The sequence below is a fragment of the Mycobacterium sp. OTB74 genome, assembly GCF_029892685.1.
Lineage (GTDB): Bacteria > Actinomycetota > Actinomycetes > Mycobacteriales > Mycobacteriaceae > Mycobacterium.
The window spans coordinates 17,634-35,544 of the sequence record NZ_JARXVD010000028.1 but is presented as its reverse complement, the minus strand read 5'-3'; the positions used below and the strand labels follow the sequence as shown (position 1 = coordinate 35,544).

Annotated in this window: 15 protein-coding genes; 7 read left to right on the top strand and 8 right to left on the bottom strand. The window is 64.3% G+C overall.

Annotated features, from left to right (window positions below; genetic code table 11):
* Positions 1-25: 25 nt before the first annotated feature.
* From M2432_RS26000 to M2432_RS25990, 3 genes are read right to left on the bottom strand one after another with little or no spacing between them, the layout of a single operon-like run.
* Positions 26-1,435 carry an NAD(P)/FAD-dependent oxidoreductase gene (locus tag M2432_RS26000; RefSeq protein ID WP_280829731.1) on the bottom strand — a complete coding sequence of 470 codons (1,410 nt, stop codon included), beginning with the start codon at positions 1,433-1,435 and terminating at the stop codon, positions 26-28.
* Complete coding sequence (locus tag M2432_RS25995) at positions 1,432-3,192, bottom strand: DUF3556 domain-containing protein (RefSeq protein ID WP_280829730.1); 1,761 nt, start codon at positions 3,190-3,192, stop codon at positions 1,432-1,434. Before M2432_RS25995 ends, M2432_RS26000 begins: the two co-directional genes overlap by 4 nt.
* A gap of 25 nt (positions 3,193-3,217) precedes the next feature.
* Positions 3,218-4,678, bottom strand: a complete 1,461-nt coding sequence (locus M2432_RS25990) for an AMP-binding protein (RefSeq protein WP_280829729.1) — start codon at positions 4,676-4,678, stop codon at positions 3,218-3,220.
* 106 nt (positions 4,679-4,784) lie between these two features.
* Between M2432_RS25990 and M2432_RS25985 the strand changes: the two genes are divergently transcribed.
* Positions 4,785-6,056, top strand: coding sequence for a helix-turn-helix domain-containing protein (locus M2432_RS25985; RefSeq protein ID WP_280829728.1), 1,272 nt, complete (start codon positions 4,785-4,787; stop codon positions 6,054-6,056).
* 3 nt (positions 6,057-6,059) lie between these two features.
* Here M2432_RS25985 and M2432_RS25980 read toward each other — a convergent pair whose 3' ends face one another.
* Complete coding sequence (locus tag M2432_RS25980; protein WP_280829727.1) at positions 6,060-7,001, bottom strand: PHB depolymerase family esterase; 942 nt, start codon at positions 6,999-7,001, stop codon at positions 6,060-6,062.
* Between the two features lie 74 nt (positions 7,002-7,075).
* Here M2432_RS25980 and M2432_RS25975 point away from each other — a divergent pair, with 74 nt between their 5' ends.
* Entirely contained in the window at positions 7,076-7,531 is a 456-nt protein-coding gene (locus tag M2432_RS25975; protein ID WP_280829726.1) for a MarR family winged helix-turn-helix transcriptional regulator, read from the top strand.
* Here the strand turns inward: M2432_RS25975 and M2432_RS25970 are convergent.
* On the bottom strand, positions 7,528-9,417 hold the full coding sequence (locus tag M2432_RS25970; protein ID WP_280829725.1) for an ABC transporter ATP-binding protein/permease: 1,890 nt from the start codon (positions 9,415-9,417) through the stop codon (positions 7,528-7,530). The two genes, M2432_RS25975 and M2432_RS25970, sit on opposite strands and share 4 nt — an antisense overlap.
* A gap of 158 nt (positions 9,418-9,575) precedes the next feature.
* Here M2432_RS25970 and M2432_RS25965 point away from each other — a divergent pair, with 158 nt between their 5' ends.
* Positions 9,576-11,348 carry an ABC transporter ATP-binding protein gene (locus M2432_RS25965; protein ID WP_280829724.1) on the top strand — a complete coding sequence of 591 codons (1,773 nt, stop codon included), beginning with the start codon at positions 9,576-9,578 and terminating at the stop codon, positions 11,346-11,348.
* 164 nt (positions 11,349-11,512) lie between these two features.
* Entirely contained in the window at positions 11,513-12,262 is a 750-nt protein-coding gene (locus tag M2432_RS25960; RefSeq protein ID WP_280829723.1) for a hypothetical protein, read from the top strand.
* Between the two features lie 81 nt (positions 12,263-12,343).
* Here M2432_RS25960 and M2432_RS25955 read toward each other — a convergent pair whose 3' ends face one another.
* From M2432_RS25955 to M2432_RS25945, 3 genes are all read right to left on the bottom strand, one after another.
* Positions 12,344-13,156 (bottom strand): dienelactone hydrolase family protein, encoded by an 813-nt coding sequence (locus M2432_RS25955; protein ID WP_280829722.1) that lies wholly within the window; start codon positions 13,154-13,156, stop codon positions 12,344-12,346.
* A gap of 59 nt (positions 13,157-13,215) precedes the next feature.
* Complete coding sequence (locus M2432_RS25950) at positions 13,216-14,505, bottom strand: thymidine phosphorylase (protein ID WP_280829721.1); 1,290 nt, start codon at positions 14,503-14,505, stop codon at positions 13,216-13,218.
* Positions 14,506-14,607: 102 nt separating this feature from the next.
* Positions 14,608-15,006 carry a cytidine deaminase gene (locus M2432_RS25945; RefSeq protein WP_280829720.1) on the bottom strand — a complete coding sequence of 133 codons (399 nt, stop codon included), beginning with the start codon at positions 15,004-15,006 and terminating at the stop codon, positions 14,608-14,610.
* A 224-nt stretch (positions 15,007-15,230) separates the two neighbouring features.
* Between M2432_RS25945 and sdhC the strand changes: the two genes are divergently transcribed.
* From sdhC to sdhA, 3 genes are read left to right on the top strand one after another with little or no spacing between them, the layout of a single operon-like run.
* A complete protein-coding gene (gene sdhC, locus M2432_RS25940) occupies positions 15,231-15,668 on the top strand; it encodes a succinate dehydrogenase, cytochrome b556 subunit (protein ID WP_280829719.1) in 438 nt (145 codons plus the stop codon).
* Between the two features lie 59 nt (positions 15,669-15,727).
* The gene (locus M2432_RS25935; protein WP_280829758.1) at positions 15,728-16,147 is read left to right on the top strand and encodes a succinate dehydrogenase hydrophobic membrane anchor subunit; all 420 of its coding nucleotides are present in this window, start codon (positions 15,728-15,730) and stop codon (positions 16,145-16,147) included.
* 9 nt (positions 16,148-16,156) lie between these two features.
* Positions 16,157-17,911, top strand: a complete 1,755-nt coding sequence (gene sdhA / locus M2432_RS25930; protein ID WP_280829718.1) for a succinate dehydrogenase flavoprotein subunit — start codon at positions 16,157-16,159, stop codon at positions 17,909-17,911.

Sequence of the window (17,911 nt, the reverse complement as noted above, 5' to 3'; positions counted from 1 at the left end):
TGTACTCATGAGACCATCTTGCTCCTCAGAGGCGCGCCAGAGCCTGCACCGCGGCATTCGCGCCGCACATTCCGTGCGCCCCCGGACCGGGCGGGGTGGCTGCCGAGCAGATGTACATCCCCGGCACGCCGATGGTGTACGGCGACAAGGTAGTTCGCGGACCGAACACCAGCTGCCGGATGTCCTTGGCCCCGGTGTTGATATCACCGCCGACGTAATTGGCGTTGTAGACCGGCATTTCCGTGGTGGAACGCGCCGACTGACCGACGATACGGTCCCGGAACCCCGGGGCGAACCGTTCGATCTGGGTGATGATCGCCTCGGTGGCGTCGCCGGTGTAACCGTTGGGCACATGCGCGTAGACGTAGACCGGATGGATGTTGCCGACGGAACGCTGCGGGTCGGCCAGGTACTGCTGGAACGCCAGCACGAACGGACGCTCGGGCATGCGGCCCGCGTGGATATCGCGTTCGGTGGCGGCCAGCTCAGCGAAGTCACCGACCAGGTGAACAGTACCGGCGCGGCGCGCTGCCTCATTCGTCCACGGCACACCACCGTCCACCGCGAAGTCGACTTTGAAAGCACCTGGGCCATAACGGAATCGACGAAATGCGCGGGCCACCCGATTGGGCAGGCGGTCCCCGAGAATTCCGGCGATGGCGGTGGGCGACAGATCGAAGATGGTGATGTCAGCGGGTGGCAATTGGGAAGCGGAGGTGATGCGCACTCCCGTCTCGATCTTGCCGCCGAGATCGGTGAGCGCTGCTTCGAGCGCGTTGGTGATCGACTGCGATCCCCCCGCAGCCACCGGCCAGCCGTTGGCATGGCCAGCCGTGATGATGCCCAGCCCGATCGCCGACGTAAGCGGGCGGTGCAGCGGCTGGAAGGTATGCGCGGCAACGCCGCCGAACAGGGCGCGGGCCTGCGGGGTGCGGAAAGCCCGGGCGGTGACTGAGGCCGGCAACACCGTCGGCGCCCCGAACCTGGCCAGGCCCAACGGATGCTGTGGCACCCTCAGTAGCGGCCCCATGATGTCGTCAGACAGCGTGTCGAACCGCCGTGACGGTCCGCCGAACAGCATCTCCCATCTGGACCCGTCCGAGCCGAGGCCGGCCGCGGTGGTCTCGACGGAGCGGTACAGCACCCCGGCACCGCCGTCGTCAAGCGGGTGGGCACAGTCGATCTCGGGCCAGCGCCAGTGCAGTCCATAGCGATCCAGGTCAAGGCTGTTGAGGAATTTCGAGCCGGCGGGCATGACGTGGATGGCCGCGCAGTGGTCGAATACCAGGCCCGGCATGATGCTCTCGCTGGACCGCACGCCGCCGCCTATCCGATCGGTAGCCTCCAGCACTGTGACGTCAATTCCCTTGTCGGCCAATGTGATGGCAGCGGCGAGCCCGTTGGGCCCGGCGCCGACCACGACAGCGGTACTCACGCGGGGACTCGCTGCCAGGTGACGTCGAGCGGGATCGGGCCGTTGGGCAACCAGGGCTGCTCGTTGACCAAGTCGGCCACGTTCCAGGTGCCACGTTCGATGACACCGAGTGCGGCATCGATCACCTTGTACTCCTGGGTCTTCTTGTGGATCGGTTGCGACTCTACCCAGGCGATCACGAATTCACCTGGCTCGAACTGTGCTTCGGTCTGGATTGCGGCGATCAGGTCCTCGTTGTGCAAGTGGCCGTCACCGAAGTTGAATCCGATGATGGTGTTGCAGGACATCTCGCCCTCGCGCACAGTGCGAATGTCAATGTCGGGCAGGGATTTCAGCAACACCGAGTAGAGTCCGCGGCCCTGGCTGTGCAGCGCCCGCCAGGCTGTCACCTGCTGAGTGAACGCCTCGGCGACCACTGGGTCCCAGCCGAAGTTGATGTACTGGTCGACCGAGTTGGGCGCCGACCGGGTCACCCGGTCGAGTTTCTGCTCGGCTCCGGGAGCAAAGGTCCACACCGCCGAGGCCCAGTTGCCGGCGTACTGGCGCATGGCCGGCAGGAAGGACACCAGGTCTGGCCGCAGATTACCCAGCACCGGGAAGAAGCACAGCCCGACCAGCAGGGCAACTGTGAGCCACGGTGAGGACATGTACCAGATGGCGTAGCCGTCCCAGTTCGGGAAGCCAATGAACAGAAAGATCGTGATATAGGCGAACAGCACGTTCCACTCCACCGGAACAGCCATCGGGAACGTCGAGATGATGAACAGGTGGAAGGAGACCATGACGGCCGCGGCACCGAAGGTCAGCCATGGCCACGGCGAGAGCAGAAGTGCAAGCGGGGCAACGATTTCCACGAAGCTTCCGGGGCCGTGCGCCATGAAGGTAGCCAGATGCGACGGACGCAGGTCCTGGGGGTAGTTGCGGTAGTGTGCGCGCTTGATCCACTTGAACGGGATGGTCGGGCTGTTGCTCACCATGGGCGGGATGACGTTGGTGAAGTGCGGGCCGAATTTGGATATACCGGCCCAGATCCACACGGTGCCGATCAAGAGCTTGCCGGCGATGATCATGTCGACGAACGGCAGCGTGGCGAAGAACAACAATGCGGGCAGGTACTGTTCGCCGCGAGCCGCCAGGAAGATCGTCTTGTCCCGCAATCCGATCAGCACCAGCAGCACCATCGGTGCGATCAGCAGGACGGGGTTCACCAGTCCGGAAGTGTTCTGTGGCCATACCGCTGACAGTGAATCACTGTGTACTCCGGGCATCACCATGGCCACCACCACGCTGACCATCAGCGCCAGGTAGACGATGATGTCAAACCAGGTGCGCCGGTCACCATTGGTGAACGGCACCGCCTTCCACGGCCGCAGCCGAATCGTGTTGGGCTTGGCCCAGAATCGGTAACCACCCGTCATCGGCTTGGTCTTGCCGGCCAGCGGGCCCCACGATCCAGCCAGGCCGAGCAGCTCGAGCAGGATGGTCCACAAGATCGCCTTCTGATACACGATCGGCTGGTTCCACCACTCCGACACATGCCAGAACGCCGGCAAATGCGAAGTCGCCGTGGCTATCACGACACCACCGAGAGCGTAGAAGAACAACAACTTGACGATGTAGAGGACATGGACCATGCGGGGTACTCCCAGACCGTGGTCGGCCCACTTTACCGTCATTACCCGAATGCGCTCCATCAGCGGCATCCGGAGAAACTCCTCGAGATCGACCTCAGGCAGGGTCGGGGTGATGAATCCCATGATGGGCTCCTTGGTTGGTGTCAGGTTAGTTTCGCGGTTCGGTGACTGTGAGCGTTTTGCGTAGGGACGGTTTGTCGATCTTGCCGACGGCGTTCTTAGGCAGCTCTGCCAGCAACGTGATATCAACGGGTAGCTTGTATTTCGACAGCGACGCCTTCAGATGACCGGCGATGTTCTGGGTGTCCAGGACAGCTCCGGGATGAGATGAGACGAACAACACCGGCTCCTCGCCGTAGAGTCCGCTGGCCCGGCCCACCACGGCCGCCTCGGCGACGCCGGGCAATTGGTAGACGACAGTCTCGATCTCCTTGGGGTAGATGTTCTCACCGCCGCGGATGATCATGTCCTTTGCCCGGTCCACCAAGACCAGGTAGCCGTCCTCGTCGAAGCGCCCGATGTCGCCGGTGTGCAGCCACCCGTCGACCACGGTCTTGGCGGTTTCCTCGGGACGATTGAGGTAGCCGCGCATCACGTTGGGGCCCTTGATCACAACTTCACCGAGTTCACCCTGCGGAACCTCGACCCCGGTCACATCGACGACGCGAATCTGCTGACCCGGCAACGGAGTTCCGACGGTGCCGACCTTGCGCGGCCCGTGCAGCGGGTTTCCGGTGCTTGCGCACGAGCCCTCGGACAGGCCGTAGCCTTCGATCAGGCCTATCCCGTAACGGTTTTCGAATCCTTCCAGCAGTTCGACGCTGGCCGGTGCGGCGCCGCACACGGCGAAGCGCACTGCCGAGGTATCCGGCCGCACGTCGGCCGGCAGCCCGAGAAGCATGGTGTAGATGGTGGGCACCGCCGAGAAATAGGTGGCACGGCACGCTTCCAGCCGCTCGAAGAAGGTCGTCGGGTTGAACCGGCCGGCGATAGTGGTGCACCCACCAGCGATGAGCGGAGACAAGACGCTGACCACGATGCCGTTGACGTGGAACAGCGGCAGGATGAGCAGGCTGTGGTCGCCCTCGGCCAGCTCGAAACTATCAATCACCATGGTGCACATGGCATTCAAATTGCCGTAGTCGAGCATGACGCCCTTGGGCCGGCCGGTGGTGCCGCTGGTGTAGATCAGCAGTGCCAGCTCGTCGTCGCGTCCGACGACCGGATCGGCGGTCCGTGGCTCGCCGCCCATGTCGTCGACGTGCAGTACTGGGATGTCGGTTTCGGTGTCTCGATCGACGACGAGCACAACAGCCCCCGCGTCAGTCACTTGGTAGGCGACCTCGGCAGGAACCAGGGTCGGGCTGATCGGTGTGACGACAGCGCCGAGGCGCCAGGCCGCGAACAGCGCGACCACGAAAGCCACGCGGTTGGGCAACATGAGCGCGACGACGTCGCCGGGGCGCACGCCGCGCTGATGCAGCGCGCCCGCGGCCTGCTGGACGGCGGAGAGGAATGCGGTGTTGTCGAGGTCGACGTGGTCGTCGGCGAGAGCGGGAGCGTGCGGTGCGACGGCGGCGCGGCGATCGGGCAGGGCGGCGAGGTTCATGTCACGACGATAGAAGTGATGTGGTGTGCGACACTCCGTGTTGATCCCATCAACTTTGTCCGACGTTTTGTCCCGTGAGGACAAATAGTGTCCCTAGAGTCGGTGCATGGACCCGTCGGTCAACACGGCGAACACGATCGTCATGACGCGGCTCATCGCCCGTCAGGCCGAGGTGACCCGCTCCGTGCAGCACCGCCTGGCCAGCGATATCTCAGAGCTCCGCGGCGATACCGAGATCATCGATCTGCTCGGTGCAAGCGTGGCCGGAAACATCGACACCATTTTCCGCACTCTCCGCCACGGTATATCTCTGGAGAACATCGAGCCGCCGACCGCCGCACTGGAGTACGCCCGCCGACTGGCCCAACGCGGTGTGCCGATGAACGCTTTGGTACGAGCGTACCGGATCGGACATGCACTGGTGCTCGACATGGCCGCCGAGGAGCTCAACAGTGCCGACCTGACACCGCAGACCAGCCTGACGGTACTGGAGCGGATTACGTCGGTGACGTTCCGGTACATCGACTGGATCTCCCAACAGGTGGTTGCGGTCTACGAGGATGAGCGCGACCGTTGGCTGGCAAACCGCAACAGCACCAGAACAATGCGGATACGGGAAGTGCTGTCCGGCAACGATTCCGACCAGGACACCATATCCGCCGCGATCCGCTACCCGATGCGGCGACACCATCTGGCCCTGGTGTTGTGGTGGCCGTCGGATACCGGGCAAGACACCGCGCAAGACGACGCCTTGGCCAAGCTCGAGCAGTTTCTGCGGGCGCTGGCCGAATTCGTTGAGACACAGGGCAGTCCGCTGTTCGTTGCGGCGGATCAACGCAGCGGGTGGGGTTGGTTGCCGCTGTCGAGCGCCACGGCACCGGGCGCAGGCACTCGAATCCGGCAGTTCGCCGAAACCCGCCCGGATGCCCCGGCCATCGCGCTGGGCACACCACTGCCCGGGGTCGACGGCTTTCGGCGCTCCCACCGGCAGGCCGTTCGGGCCCACGGCGTCGCGGTGACCGCCAATCTCGGGGGTGTCATCGCAGCCGACTCTCCCGGCCTGGTGGCAGCCGCCCTGATAGGCGAAAACCAAAAAGATGCAAGGGAATTCGTTCAGGCAGCGCTGGGTCCGCTAGCCGAGCCCACGGCCGGCGATGCTCGCCTGCGGGAGACTTTGCGGGTGTTCCTGCGGCACGGCGGAAGCTATACCGCGGCGGCCGACGAGCTGGTGGTGCATTTCAACACGGTCAAGTACCGCGTCGGCCGCGCGCTGGAAAGGCGGGGACGGCCGCTCGGAGACGACCGCCTTGACGTGGAATTGGCCCTGCTGCTGTGCCACTGGTACGCCTCGGCGGTGCTACCTCAAGAGCGCGCCTGAGGGCTACTTGTGGTGCGCACTGAAGAACTGCCAGATGGTGTTGGTGGCGTTGAGTGCGTTCGACGGCGGCGGTATGTCACCCACCCGTTGCGCCAGCGGGCTCGGTACACCGCCGGGCCACTGATGGCCGGCACCGGCAACGCTGATCAGCTCGACCGTTCGCCCGCCGGGACAGTCCGCAGTTTGTGTCGTCACCGCACCGGCACGTGACGTCGCCGGCGCCCCGCACCCGCTGATGCCTCGCCAGGTTGCATTCACCGCCGATACCGACGGGCCATCGACGTTCGGTGCGCCGGCGAAGGTCTTGGCCTTGCCCGGCCCGCCGTCGTATGGAACGCGGTCGTCTGCGGTGCCGTGAATCTGCAGCACAGAGGTTGGCGCAGCATGCGAACAGTCCGTCAGCAGTGTCCCGGCGACCGGGGCAATAGCTGCGAACAGGTCGCTCTGGCAACCCAGCCGCAGCGCCATCATGGCGCCGTTGGACATCCCGGTGACATACACGCGTGCCGGGTCGATCGGGATTTGCGCTGAGATGGTTGCCACCATCGAGGTGATGAACCCGACGTCGTCGACGTTGCGGTTTTTCGGTATGCCGCAACAGGTTCCGGCGTTCCAGGCTCGGTCTATCCCGTCCGGATAGGCGACCAGGAAATGACCGCCGTCCGCTTCGGCATCCCAGTTGTACGCACGTTCAGCCTGTGCCCCGTCTCCATAGCCGCCGTGCAGCATGACCACCAAAGGCGCTGGGCCACTGAGCCCTTCGGGACGGTACAGCTCAAAAGTCCGGTCGACGCCGCCGGCCGACAGCGACTGGCTGGACTGTCCCACCGGGATGCCGGTGGGCGGCGCCCCTGCGGCGTGCCGTCCACCGAAGCAGCCCGCGAGCGCGAGCATCGAGACAACGGTCAAACAAGTGATCAGCAGGCCGCGCGAAGCACGTGTCATGCGCCCATCGTGCACCCACGTCGGAAGATTGACAAGTTACTTGTCAATATTTCGATACATGGCACACTCGGCTGATGGCGGACTCCCCTGGCACCGGCTGGCAACCGACGACTCCCGCCATGTTGCACATGGTGGCGGGTCTTACTGCGCCCCGGCTGCGGGCGGCATTCGCCGACGCCGGTCTCGATGGCATCCGTCCGGCGCAGGCCGTGGTGCTGGTGCCGCTCGCCCTCGGCCCACTGCACGCATCGATGCTCGCCACTCACCTCGGCGTCACCCGGCAGGCCGTGGCTCAGGCGATCCGGGCACTCGAACCACACGGTTACGTGACCCGACATCGCGACGGCGCCGACGCCCGCACCCTGCTGATCGAACTGACACCCCGCGGCCGGCGAGCCCTCACGGTCATGCGCGCCAACGCCCTTGAGATCGAGGCCGACTGGCGCCGCCTTCTGGGCGAGCAGCGCCTGACCGAACTGCGAGATACGTTGCAGCTCTTGCTGACTGACAGCGCACAACAACCCGGCTAGGGCTCCGCCGGGCCGAGCCGCCAGGCACCGCCGCCGAGCAGTTCCAGCTGATGCTTGTGCTGGGCGACCAGCGATCGGTGGTGGCTGACGCTGACCACGACGGCGTCGTGCAGTTCGGTGTACAGCAAGTCATACAGTGCGAAGGCCAGCCCCTCGTCGAGCGCGGAGGTGGCTTCGTCCAGAAATACCGCCTTGGGCCTGGTGAGGAGCACACGGGCGAACGCGACACGCTGCTGCTCGCCCGGCGACAGCACTTTGGCCCAGTCCCGCTCCTCGTCGAGCCGATCGCGCAAATGCGGCAGGGAAACCCGGGTGAGCACATCCTGCAACGCCTCGTCGGTGATCTCACCGGCCTCGGCCGGATACGACACCACCGTTCGCAGATCGCCCAGCGGCAGGTACGGCAACTGGGAGACGAACATCGTGGCGTCGTCGGCAGGCCGACTCCACAGCCCGGTCGCCGCGGGCCACAAGCCGGCCAGGCTGCGTAGCAGGGTGGTTTTACCGCTACCGGACGCGCCGGTGACAGCCATGGACTCCCCTGGCACCAGCCGCAGATCGAGGGCGTCGACCAATGGCTCGCCGGCGGGTGTGGACACATCGACACCGGTCAAAACCACCGCGCCGTCCAAGCTTGGCTGAGCCTCTAGGACGGGCAGCTGGCGGGCGCGTTCGTTGGCTTCGCGCAACCCGTCCAATCGAATGATCGCGGCCTCATAACTGGCGAATTGGCTATAGGCGTTGCGGAAGAACGACAAACCCGACTCGATCTTGCCGAAGGCACCCGCAGATTGGGTGACGTCGCCGAGCTTGATCGTGCCGGCGAATAGTCGGGGCGCCTGCAACACATAGGGTAGCGGCAGGATTGTCTCGGTTACCGTGTAATTCCAGCCGATCAGCCCCAGCGTCTTGCGGACGTAGAGCCGATAGTTCGAGATGACGGCGGAAAACCTGTTCTCCAACACCTTTCGCTCGGCGCGTTCGCCCCGATAGAAGCCGACGGCCTCGGCGGAATCGCGCAAACGGATCAATGCGTAGCGAAATGCCGCGTTCGTCTTTTCATTACGAAAGCTGAGCCGGATGAGTGGATGGCCGATCCGGAATGCGATCACAGAGGCGGCGAGCACGTAGGCAATGACGATCCAGAACAATGCCTTCGGGATGCCGATGCCGAACACGGTCAGGGTGCCCGAAAGTCGCCACAGGATCACCGCGAACGAGGCCACCGAGACCACGGAGTTGATGGCTCCGAACAGCAGCATGCTCTGCGAGTAGTACGTCGGCACGTTGGGGCCGGTACCCACGCCGGCGGTGAACATGTCGATGTCCTGCTGGATGCGCTGGTCAGGGTTGTCCACAGTGGGCTCGACAAAGCGGCTCCGGTAATAGGCTTGGCCGGTCAGCCAGTCACCGGTCAGCCGACGGGTCAGCCACACGCGCCAGCGAACGATGAATCGCTGGGTCAAATAGGTGTCGAAGACGATCCGCACGATGTGAATTGCGGCCAGGATGCAGAAGATGACGATCGCCATCCAAAAGCCGTGCACACCCGAATTACGTTCAGCGACGTTGCGTGCGCCCGCACCGTGGAATGCGACTTGCAACGCCGAAAACAGGTCGTTGTTGTAGTAACTGAGCAACACGGCGATCCGCACCTCGAGTATCACCGAGAGCAACAACACCGCCAGCATGCCCCACACCGGCCAACTGTCGCGGCCGGTGAAATACGCGCCGGTTACGCGCCAAAACCTCCGCGCCCACGTGACATAGCGGATCAATAGAATGGTAAGCGCGATAGCGCATGCCGCGCTGAGCGCCCAGGCTTCGATGACCCACCACGTCGACTCGACGAGCTGATTGCCCCAGTTGATCGAGGGTTTGAACATGTCCAAACAACCTCCCCTCGTGGCATTTGCGCTGTTGGACGAGTATCGGTCGTAACCTCGGAATATGTCGATTGAACAATGTCCAAACAAGGGCCGCCCAAGGCCGTGGGCGCTGCTAACGTACGCCTAACCGCACTGCTAACAGGAAGCGACCTGCCGTGCCCCCGCTACTTCGCGAATTGTTGAAGGCCCATCGGCAGCTGATTGCGGTCATTCTTGGGGCCACGCTGGTGTCGATGCTAATGAGCCTGGCCATACCGTGGCCGCTCAAGGTCGTCCTGGACAACGTCGTCGCCGGGGACCCGCCACCGAAGTGGATCGCCTGGCTGGTACCCATGATGGGCGGCCACCAGAAGGCTCACATCGCTGCGGCCGCGGGCGTGGCGACGGTGGTAATCGCGTTGGTCAGCGGGGCGGCCTTCTATGTCGCCAGCTATACCACCGAACGGCTGGGACAGTGCATCGGCAACGATCTGCGCGTCCGGCTCTACCACCACCTGCAGGAACTGTCGCTTGCCTACTACGACACCAACCGGGTCGGCACCATCCTGAGCACCCTCACCACGGACGTTCAGACCATCCAGAGTTTCGCCTCGACGTCGACGCTCAACATGCTCACCGACTCGCTGACCCTGGTCGCGATGGCCGTTGTGATGCTTATGCTGCGGTGGGATTTCGCTCTCATTGCACTGGCCGTGACGCCGTTGCTGATCATCTTCCTGGTTCGCGTGAACAAAGCCATCAAGACGGCTGTCTCCGAGGTGCGTGTTCGGCAGTCCGATCTGCTGGCCACGCTGCAGGAAGGCCTGCAGTCGATAGAGGTGGTGCAGGCCTACTCCCGCGAGGACTACACCGACCAGAAGGTGCAGGCCGTCAGCCGGGACACCGTCACGGCGTGGCTCAGGACCCGAAAGGTGTCGGCGCTGCTCTCGCCGGTGGTCAGCGTGATCATCGCGATCTGCACCGGGCTGGTGCTGTGGCGCGGCGCGCTTCTGGTGTTGCACGGAGGCATGACCGCTGGGGCACTGACCGTGTTTCTCGCTTATCTCGCACGGTTTTTCCAGCCGGTGCGCACGCTGTCGCAGATGACGAACACCATTGCGCAGGTATCGGTCGGTTTTCAGCGGGTGACAGCGGTGTGCGACGCTGACGTCACGATCCCGGAGCGCCCCGCCCCGATAGACCCGCCGCCCTTCAAGGGCGCGATAGCCTTCGAGCACGTCGCCTTCAGTTATGACCCGAAAGTTCCAGTCTTACAAGATATTTCGTTTTCCGTCGAGCCCGGTCAGATGGTGGGCATCGTGGGCCCTACGGGTAGCGGCAAATCCACCCTGGTCAGCCTCATCCCGCGGTTCCGGAACTTGGACAGCGGCCGCATCACCATCGACGGCGTCGATACCACCGACTACACACTGCACGGACTACGCACCCAGATCGGCTTCGTGCTGCAGAACACGGTGCTGTTGCGCGGGACCATCCGCGACAACATCGCATTCGGTTGCCCTGAGGCCAGCGAGGACGAGATCATCCTGGCCGCCAAAATGGCCAATGCGGACGAATTCATCGACCGCATGCCCGACGGCTACTGCACCTTGGTCGGCGACCGGGGCTCGACGCTCTCCGGCGGCCAGCGTCAGCGCATCGGCATAGCTCGCGCGCTCATCCGCAACAATCCGATCCTCATCCTCGACGAGCCGACAGCGGCACTCGATGCCGAATCCGAGCATCTGGTGATCGAGGCCATGGAGCGACTCATGGAGGGCCGCACGGTCATCACCATCGCCCACCGCCTCAGCACCCTGCGCGACGCGGACAAGATCATCGTCGTCAAGGACGGCATTGTCGTGGAAGACGGCTCGCACGAAGCTCTGATGCAACTCGACGGTGTCTATGCCCAGCTGCACCGACTGCAATTCGATCAATCCGCCTGACGCGGGCCGCCCAAACTCCAGGTGAACGGCGGGTGTGCAGCAGGTCCGAGCGGCGTAGGCTTCTCTACAAACCCCGCACGAAAGGCGTTGCCGTTGCTAACATCTGCTTATCCACCGCCTGGTTGGAATTCTCTTCGACAATCGAATAACTAAGGAGTGCGGCAATGCTAGTTATGCGGGACCATGAGGTCGAGGATTACGAGGCGTTACGTGACATGGACGCCACCGATGTTGGGGATTTGCGCGCCGACGATCAGGCCTGCCTCGAAGAGTTGGGCCAGTACCTGGTAACCACCGAAGCCTGGCAGCGCTTCGGAATCTGGTTGCTGCACAAGCATTTCGAACCCGAGCCCGGCGAGGTGTTCGTCGAGCAGATCGTGCGGTCGCCGCGCGGAACCAAGACCGCGCCCATCGACCGGTCGGCATTCGGGCAGCTGAGTGCCACCGCAATCCGATTCGACGATGCAGCCGACGGGGTGAGCGTGGTCGGCCTGGAGTTCGCCGAGCCGGACGACTTCGGCGACACCGAACCGTTGAGCGACGATGACGCGATCGTCCTGGCAGGCATCGCCGAGCGCCTGCAGGCTCACGACAAGACCGACCGCTTCGGAGTGCGGCTGATCCGCAATCCCCTGGGGCTGACCGAGAACGAATTGCTGCACGAGACCAGCGATTCCAGCGATCGGACCATGAACTGCACCGTCGGTCTCCGCGACGAGGTGTTGGCGGAGCAGAACATCACCCAGACCGCGTGGAAGTGGCGCGTGGTGCACGGCGGACCGGAGACCATCGTGATGCAGGACTGCACCGCCGGCTGCGTCCGGGTCGGTGAAGGCCACGACGTCTCCCACAAGGCGTCCGGGACCGACGACTTCGACAACCCGACCGAGGGTGGGCCCGACAACCCGTTCTGATCCGTCAAACGGATTGTCCGACAACACAAAACCGCGGGGCTGCCGGCCGAACCGGCAGCCCCGCGGTTTTGTTCACCACGACTAGGACGCCGTCACCAACTGGCTTCGGAAGAACTCCAACACCTGATCGAGCGCGGCGCGGGTGCGCTGCCCCGGCTCGTCGATCAGGTGCTCGGTCAACACCGAATGTGGCGGCATCAAAGCGTCCGGGTTGGCGTCGGCGTCGTCCAGCTCGACGGCGATGAAGGCGTCGCCGAGTTGCTCGCGCAGGAACTCGAATCGCTCAGCGGGCACCAGTTTGTCGCTCTTGAACCGCATTCCGATGACCTTGAGCCCGCGAGCGCACCGGCCCTTGACGATTTGCAAGTCGGCCGGCGAGATGTCGATGTTCCGGCGTTGCTTGGCGGTCAGAGCCACCGGCATGGACGGCTGGGACAGCACGGGGGCCAAGATGACGTCATCGGCGGCCATCGCGAGCGCATAGCCTCCGGTGAAACACATGCCGACCGCGCCTACGCCAGGGCCGCCACAGCGCTCGTGTTCAGCGCGGGCCAGCGCCCGCAGCCAGTCCACCACCGGCGAGGTCCGGCCGGTGGCCAGGATGGTGAATTCCTTGCTGATGCACGCCGGCACCAGAGAACTCGCCATGCCCTTCGCTACTGAGCCGAGACCCGCATTGGGATCCAGACCTGGAATGCCGAACAGGTGCGGCAGCACAGCGGTGCAGCCAAGGTCGGCAACCTTTCGCGCGAAATCGAGCACCTTCGGTGTGATGCCCGGTATTTCGGCGATGACGATGACGGCCGGCCCGCTGCCCCGCCGATACACAGCGCGGGTCGACCCGTCATAGGTGAACTCGGTGCGCTCGAAGTCGCTCAAGTCGTCATTGGACACGAGTTCGACCTTAAACGCGGGTGCGGGTGACGGCTATGCAAAACACTCGTCTGATCCGCCTAGTCGATCCGGTCGATCACCAATGGTCGATGCTGCGGCGCGGCGTCCCCTACCGCCCAGCCGCCGTCGAGTTCGGCCAGTGCCGCAGGCAGCCGCTCAGGAGTCTCGGTATACAGCATGAAGACCGGCTCCCCGGCCACCACCGGTTCGCCGCTGCGACGGTGCAGATACAGACCGGCTCCCGCCTGCACAGGGTCCCCAGGCCGCTCCCTACCTGCACCGAGGCGCCACACCGCCATCGCGACGGCCATCGCATCGATGTCGCCCATGACGCCACTGCGCGGCGCAATGACCGTCTCGGTGTGTGCACCCAGTGGCAGCGGCCTGGACAAATCCCCACCCTGCGCTGCAGCCAATTCGCGGAATCTATCCATCCCGGTGCCGTCACGCAGGGTGTCCGCGGGGTCGACGCCGTCGAGGCCGGCCAGTGCCAGCATCTCGCGCGCCAGCTCCAACGTCAGCGCCACAACATCGTCGGGCCCGCCGCCGGCCAGCACCTCCAGCGCCTCGACCACCTCGACCGCATTACCCACCGCCCGGCCCAGCGGCCGGTCCATGTCGGTGAGCAACGCCCGGGTCGGCACCCCGTACGCGTTTCCGAGGTCGACCATGGCACGGGCCAACTCGCGAGCCTGTTGCTCGGTCTTCAGGAACGCCCCGCGCCCAACCTTGGTATCGAGCACCAGCGACCGAGCACCCTCGGCCAGCTTTTTGCTCATGATCGAGCTGGCGATCAACGGCCGCGAATCCACCGTCGAGGTGACGTCGCGCAGCGCGTACAGCTTTCGGTCGGCCGGAGCCAGTTCACCGGCCGCAAACATGGCGCCGCCGATAGTCGAAAGCTGTTGTCGGATTTGGGCTTTCGTCAGCTCTGCGGTGAACCCCGGGATGGCGTCGAGCTTGTCCAGCGTGCCGCCGGTGTGCCCGAGTCCACGCCCGGACGCCTGCGGCACCGCACCGCCGCACGCCATGATGACCGGCACCAACGGAATGGTGATCTTGTCTCCGACGCCGCCGGTGGAGTGCTTGTCTACCAGCGCCAATGGCTTTCCGTCCCGGCGCAGGTCGGTGAAGTCGAACCGGTCACCGGAATTGATCATCGCTGCAGTCCACCGCGTGGTCTCGGCGTCGGTCATGCCGTTCAGGAAGATCGCCATCAGTAGGGCCGACATCTGGGCATCACCAACCCGGCCAGCGGTATAGGCGTCGATCACCCAGTCGATCGCGGCATCGGACAGCACTCCGCCGTCACGCTTGGTACGGATGACAGACGGCGCATCGAACACCACCCAGATGCTAGTGCCGGGTCAGCACAGCCAGGCCCTGGCCAACGGAGGCCAAAGTTACCGATGAGTAACCAGTGGCGCCCAGAAGCGTTGCACCACTTGCCGTTACCGGCGGTTCAGGTCATTTGGACCAAATGCATCGGGCAGCAGCTCCAATAGCGGCTTCGGCCCGGCCGGATGGTCGATCAGCATGCCGGGGCCGCCGTGTTCCAGCAGCACCTGACGGCAACGGCCGCACGGCATCAACGCTTTCCCGGCGCCATCAACACATGCCAGCGCAACCAACCGTCCACCCCCGCCGGAATGTAGGGCGCACACCACAGCACACTCGGCGCAGAGACCAAGCCCATATGAGACATTCTCCACATTGCAGCCCGTAACCACTCGACCGTCGTCGACTATCGCTGCAGCCCCGACCGGAAAGTCGGAGTACGGCGCATAGGCATTACGAGAAACATCAATTGCCTTGTTCCGCAACATGTTCCAGTCAATTTCGATGGTCATCGATACCCCGTTTTCAGCCCTCGGAATACGTCCTGAACCAGTGACACCGAAAACCAAGGTCGTCAACATAGGCAACCCTAATTTCCGCCCAGTACACTCGATTCGCCACACACGCTAGTTCTGACTGTGCACCAATTGGGTTTAGAGTCGCCCCGAGGTTTGGGCCCGGCGGGCAAAAAAGTTGCTGCCGGGTCATCCGTCCACCGACGGCGTTGGAGGTCGAAATGAGTACAGCGGCAGCCGCGGATTCCGCCATACCCGCACCGCGTTCATCACCGTCGAGGCGGCGCACCCTGTATCGCGGAGACCCGGGTATGTGGTCCTGGGTGCTGCACCGCATCACCGGTGCCACCATCTTCTTCTTCCTATTGGTGCACGTGCTTGACACGGCGCTGGTCCGGGTCAGCCCCGAGGCATACAACGAGGTGATCAGCACCTATAAGACGCCGATCATCGGGCTCATGGAGATGGGCCTGGTCGCGGCGGTGCTCTACCACGCCCTCAACGGCGTCCGCGTCATTCTGATCGACTTCTGGCAGCAGGGCCCCAAGTACCAGCGGGTCATGCTGTGGACCATCTTGGCCATCTGGATCGCGGTGCTGGTCGCCGCGCTGGGAGTAGAGGGCATGCACATGGCTGAGCACTTCGGGTGGCTCTCGTGACCACGACAACTGATTCCGGCGCTGCCGAGGCTCGTCGCGGCGGCCGCCCGGCCCCGGTCATGGAGCGCGAGCACGACCGTCCCGCCGCCCTGGACCACCCACGTGCGCCCCGTCGTGCCCGCGGTATTCCGTACTTCGAGAAGTACGCCTGGCTGTTCATGCGATTCTCCGGTGCCGCACTGGTGCTGCTAGCCCTTGGTCACCTGTTCATCGGGCTGATCTGGGAAAACGGCGTCTACCGCATCGACTTCAACTACGTCGCACAGCGCTGGTCCTCGCCGTTCTGGCAGATCTGGGACATGGCCCTGCTGTGGCTGGCGCTGATCCACGGTGCCAACGGCATGCGCACCATCATCGGTGACTACGCCCGCAAGAACACCACCAAGTTCTGGCTGAACTCGATTCTGCTGCTGGCCACCGGTTTCACCTTGGTGCTGGGCAGCTACGTGCTCGTCACCTTCGACGCCAACATCAAGTAGGGACCCAGGATGATTCAGGAACATCGCTACGACGTCGTCATCGTCGGTGCCGGTGGTGCGGGTATGCGCGCCGCCGTCGAGGCCGGTCCCCGCGTCCGCACCGCCGTGCTGACCAAGCTGTACCCGACCCGCAGCCACACCGGCGCCGCCCAGGGTGGCATGTGCGCCGCGCTGGCCAACGTCGAGGACGACAACTGGGAATGGCACACCTTCGACACCGTCAAGGGCGGCGACTACCTCGCTGACCAGGACGCCGTCGAGATCATGTGCAAGGAAGCCATCGACGCGGTGCTGGACCTGGAAAAGATGGGCATGCCGTTCAACCGGACGCCCGAGGGCCGCATTGACCAGCGCCGATTCGGCGGGCACACCCGTGACCACGGCAAGGCCCCGGTGCGCCGGGCCTGTTACGCGGCCGACCGCACGGGCCACATGATCCTGCAGACGCTGTACCAAAACTGCGTCAAGCACGACGTTCAGTTCTTCAACGAGTTCTATGCCCTGGACCTGGTGCTCACCGAGACCGCCGGCGGTCCGGTCGCCACCGGCATCATCGCCTACGAGCTGGCCACCGGCGACATCCACATCTTCCACGCCAAGTCGATCGTTTTCGCGACCGGCGGCTCGGGCCGGATGTACAAGACCACCTCCAACGCCCACACCCTGACCGGTGACGGCCTGGGCATCATCTTCCGCAAGGGACTTCCCTTGGAGGACATGGAGTTTCACCAGTTCCACCCGACAGGCCTGGCCGGCCTGGGCATCCTGATCTCCGAAGCCGTGCGCGGCGAGGGCGGTCGTCTGCTCAACGGCGAGGGCGAGCGGTTCATGGAGCGTTACGCCCCGACCATCGTCGACCTGGCACCCCGTGACATCGTGGCCCGCTCGATGGTGCTCGAGGTGCTCGAAGGCCGCGGCGCCGGACCGCACAAGGACTACGTCTACATCGACGTCCGCCACCTCGGCGCCGAGGTGTTGGAAGCCAAGCTGCCGGACATCACCGAGTTTGCCCGCACCTACCTGGGCGTCGACCCGGTCACCGAGCTGGTGCCGGTGTACCCGACCTGCCACTACGTCATGGGCGGTATCCCGACCACCATCAACGGTCAGGTGCTTCGCGACAACGTCAACGTGGTGCCAGGTCTGTACGCCGCCGGCGAGTGCGCCTGCGTCTCGGTGCACGGCTCCAACCGCCTGGGTACCAACTCGCTGCTGGACATCAATGTGTTCGGTCGCCGCGCCGGTATCGCCGCCGCCGAGTACGCCCAGGCCCACAACTTTGTGGACCTGCCGGACAACCCGGCCGACATGGTCAACGGCTGGGTCGGCGACATCCTGTCCGAGCACGGCAACGAGCGGGTCGCCGACATCCGCGGCGCGCTGCAGCAATCGATGGACAACAACGCCGCGGTGTTCCGCACCGAGGAGACCCTCAAGCAGGCTCTCACCGACATTCACGCGCTCAAGGAGCGGTACAGCCGAATTACGGTGCACGACAAGGGCAAACGCTACAACAGCGACCTGCTCGAGGCCATCGAGCTGGGCTTCCTGCTGGAGCTGGCCGAGGTCACCGTGGTCGGTGCGCTGAACCGTAAGGAATCCCGTGGCGGTCACGCCCGCGAGGACTACCCGAACCGCGACGACACCAACTACATGCGCCACACCATGGCCTACAAAGAAGGCACCGACCTGCTGTCCGACATCCGACTGGACTACAAGCCCGTGGTCCAGACCCGGTACGAGCCGATGGAACGGAAGTACTAA

Coding starts and splice junctions, on each gene's coding strand:
- sdhC (WP_280829719.1), top strand. CDS start 15,231: ATGAGTACAGCGGCAGCCGCGGATTCCGCCATACCCGCACCGCGTTCA.
- M2432_RS25995 (WP_280829730.1), bottom strand. CDS start 3,192: ATGGGATTCATCACCCCGACCCTGCCTGAGGTCGATCTCGAGGAGTTT.
- M2432_RS25935 (WP_280829758.1), top strand. CDS start 15,728: ATGGAGCGCGAGCACGACCGTCCCGCCGCCCTGGACCACCCACGTGCG.
- M2432_RS25980 (WP_280829727.1), bottom strand. CDS start 7,001: ATGACACGTGCTTCGCGCGGCCTGCTGATCACTTGTTTGACCGTTGTC.
- M2432_RS25960 (WP_280829723.1), top strand. CDS start 11,513: ATGCTAGTTATGCGGGACCATGAGGTCGAGGATTACGAGGCGTTACGT.
- M2432_RS25990 (WP_280829729.1), bottom strand. CDS start 4,678: ATGAACCTCGCCGCCCTGCCCGATCGCCGCGCCGCCGTCGCACCGCAC.
- M2432_RS25985 (WP_280829728.1), top strand. CDS start 4,785: ATGGACCCGTCGGTCAACACGGCGAACACGATCGTCATGACGCGGCTC.
- M2432_RS25945 (WP_280829720.1), bottom strand. CDS start 15,006: ATGACCATCGAAATTGACTGGAACATGTTGCGGAACAAGGCAATTGAT.
- M2432_RS25970 (WP_280829725.1), bottom strand. CDS start 9,417: ATGTTCAAACCCTCGATCAACTGGGGCAATCAGCTCGTCGAGTCGACG.
- sdhA (WP_280829718.1), top strand. CDS start 16,157: ATGATTCAGGAACATCGCTACGACGTCGTCATCGTCGGTGCCGGTGGT.
- M2432_RS25975 (WP_280829726.1), top strand. CDS start 7,076: ATGGCGGACTCCCCTGGCACCGGCTGGCAACCGACGACTCCCGCCATG.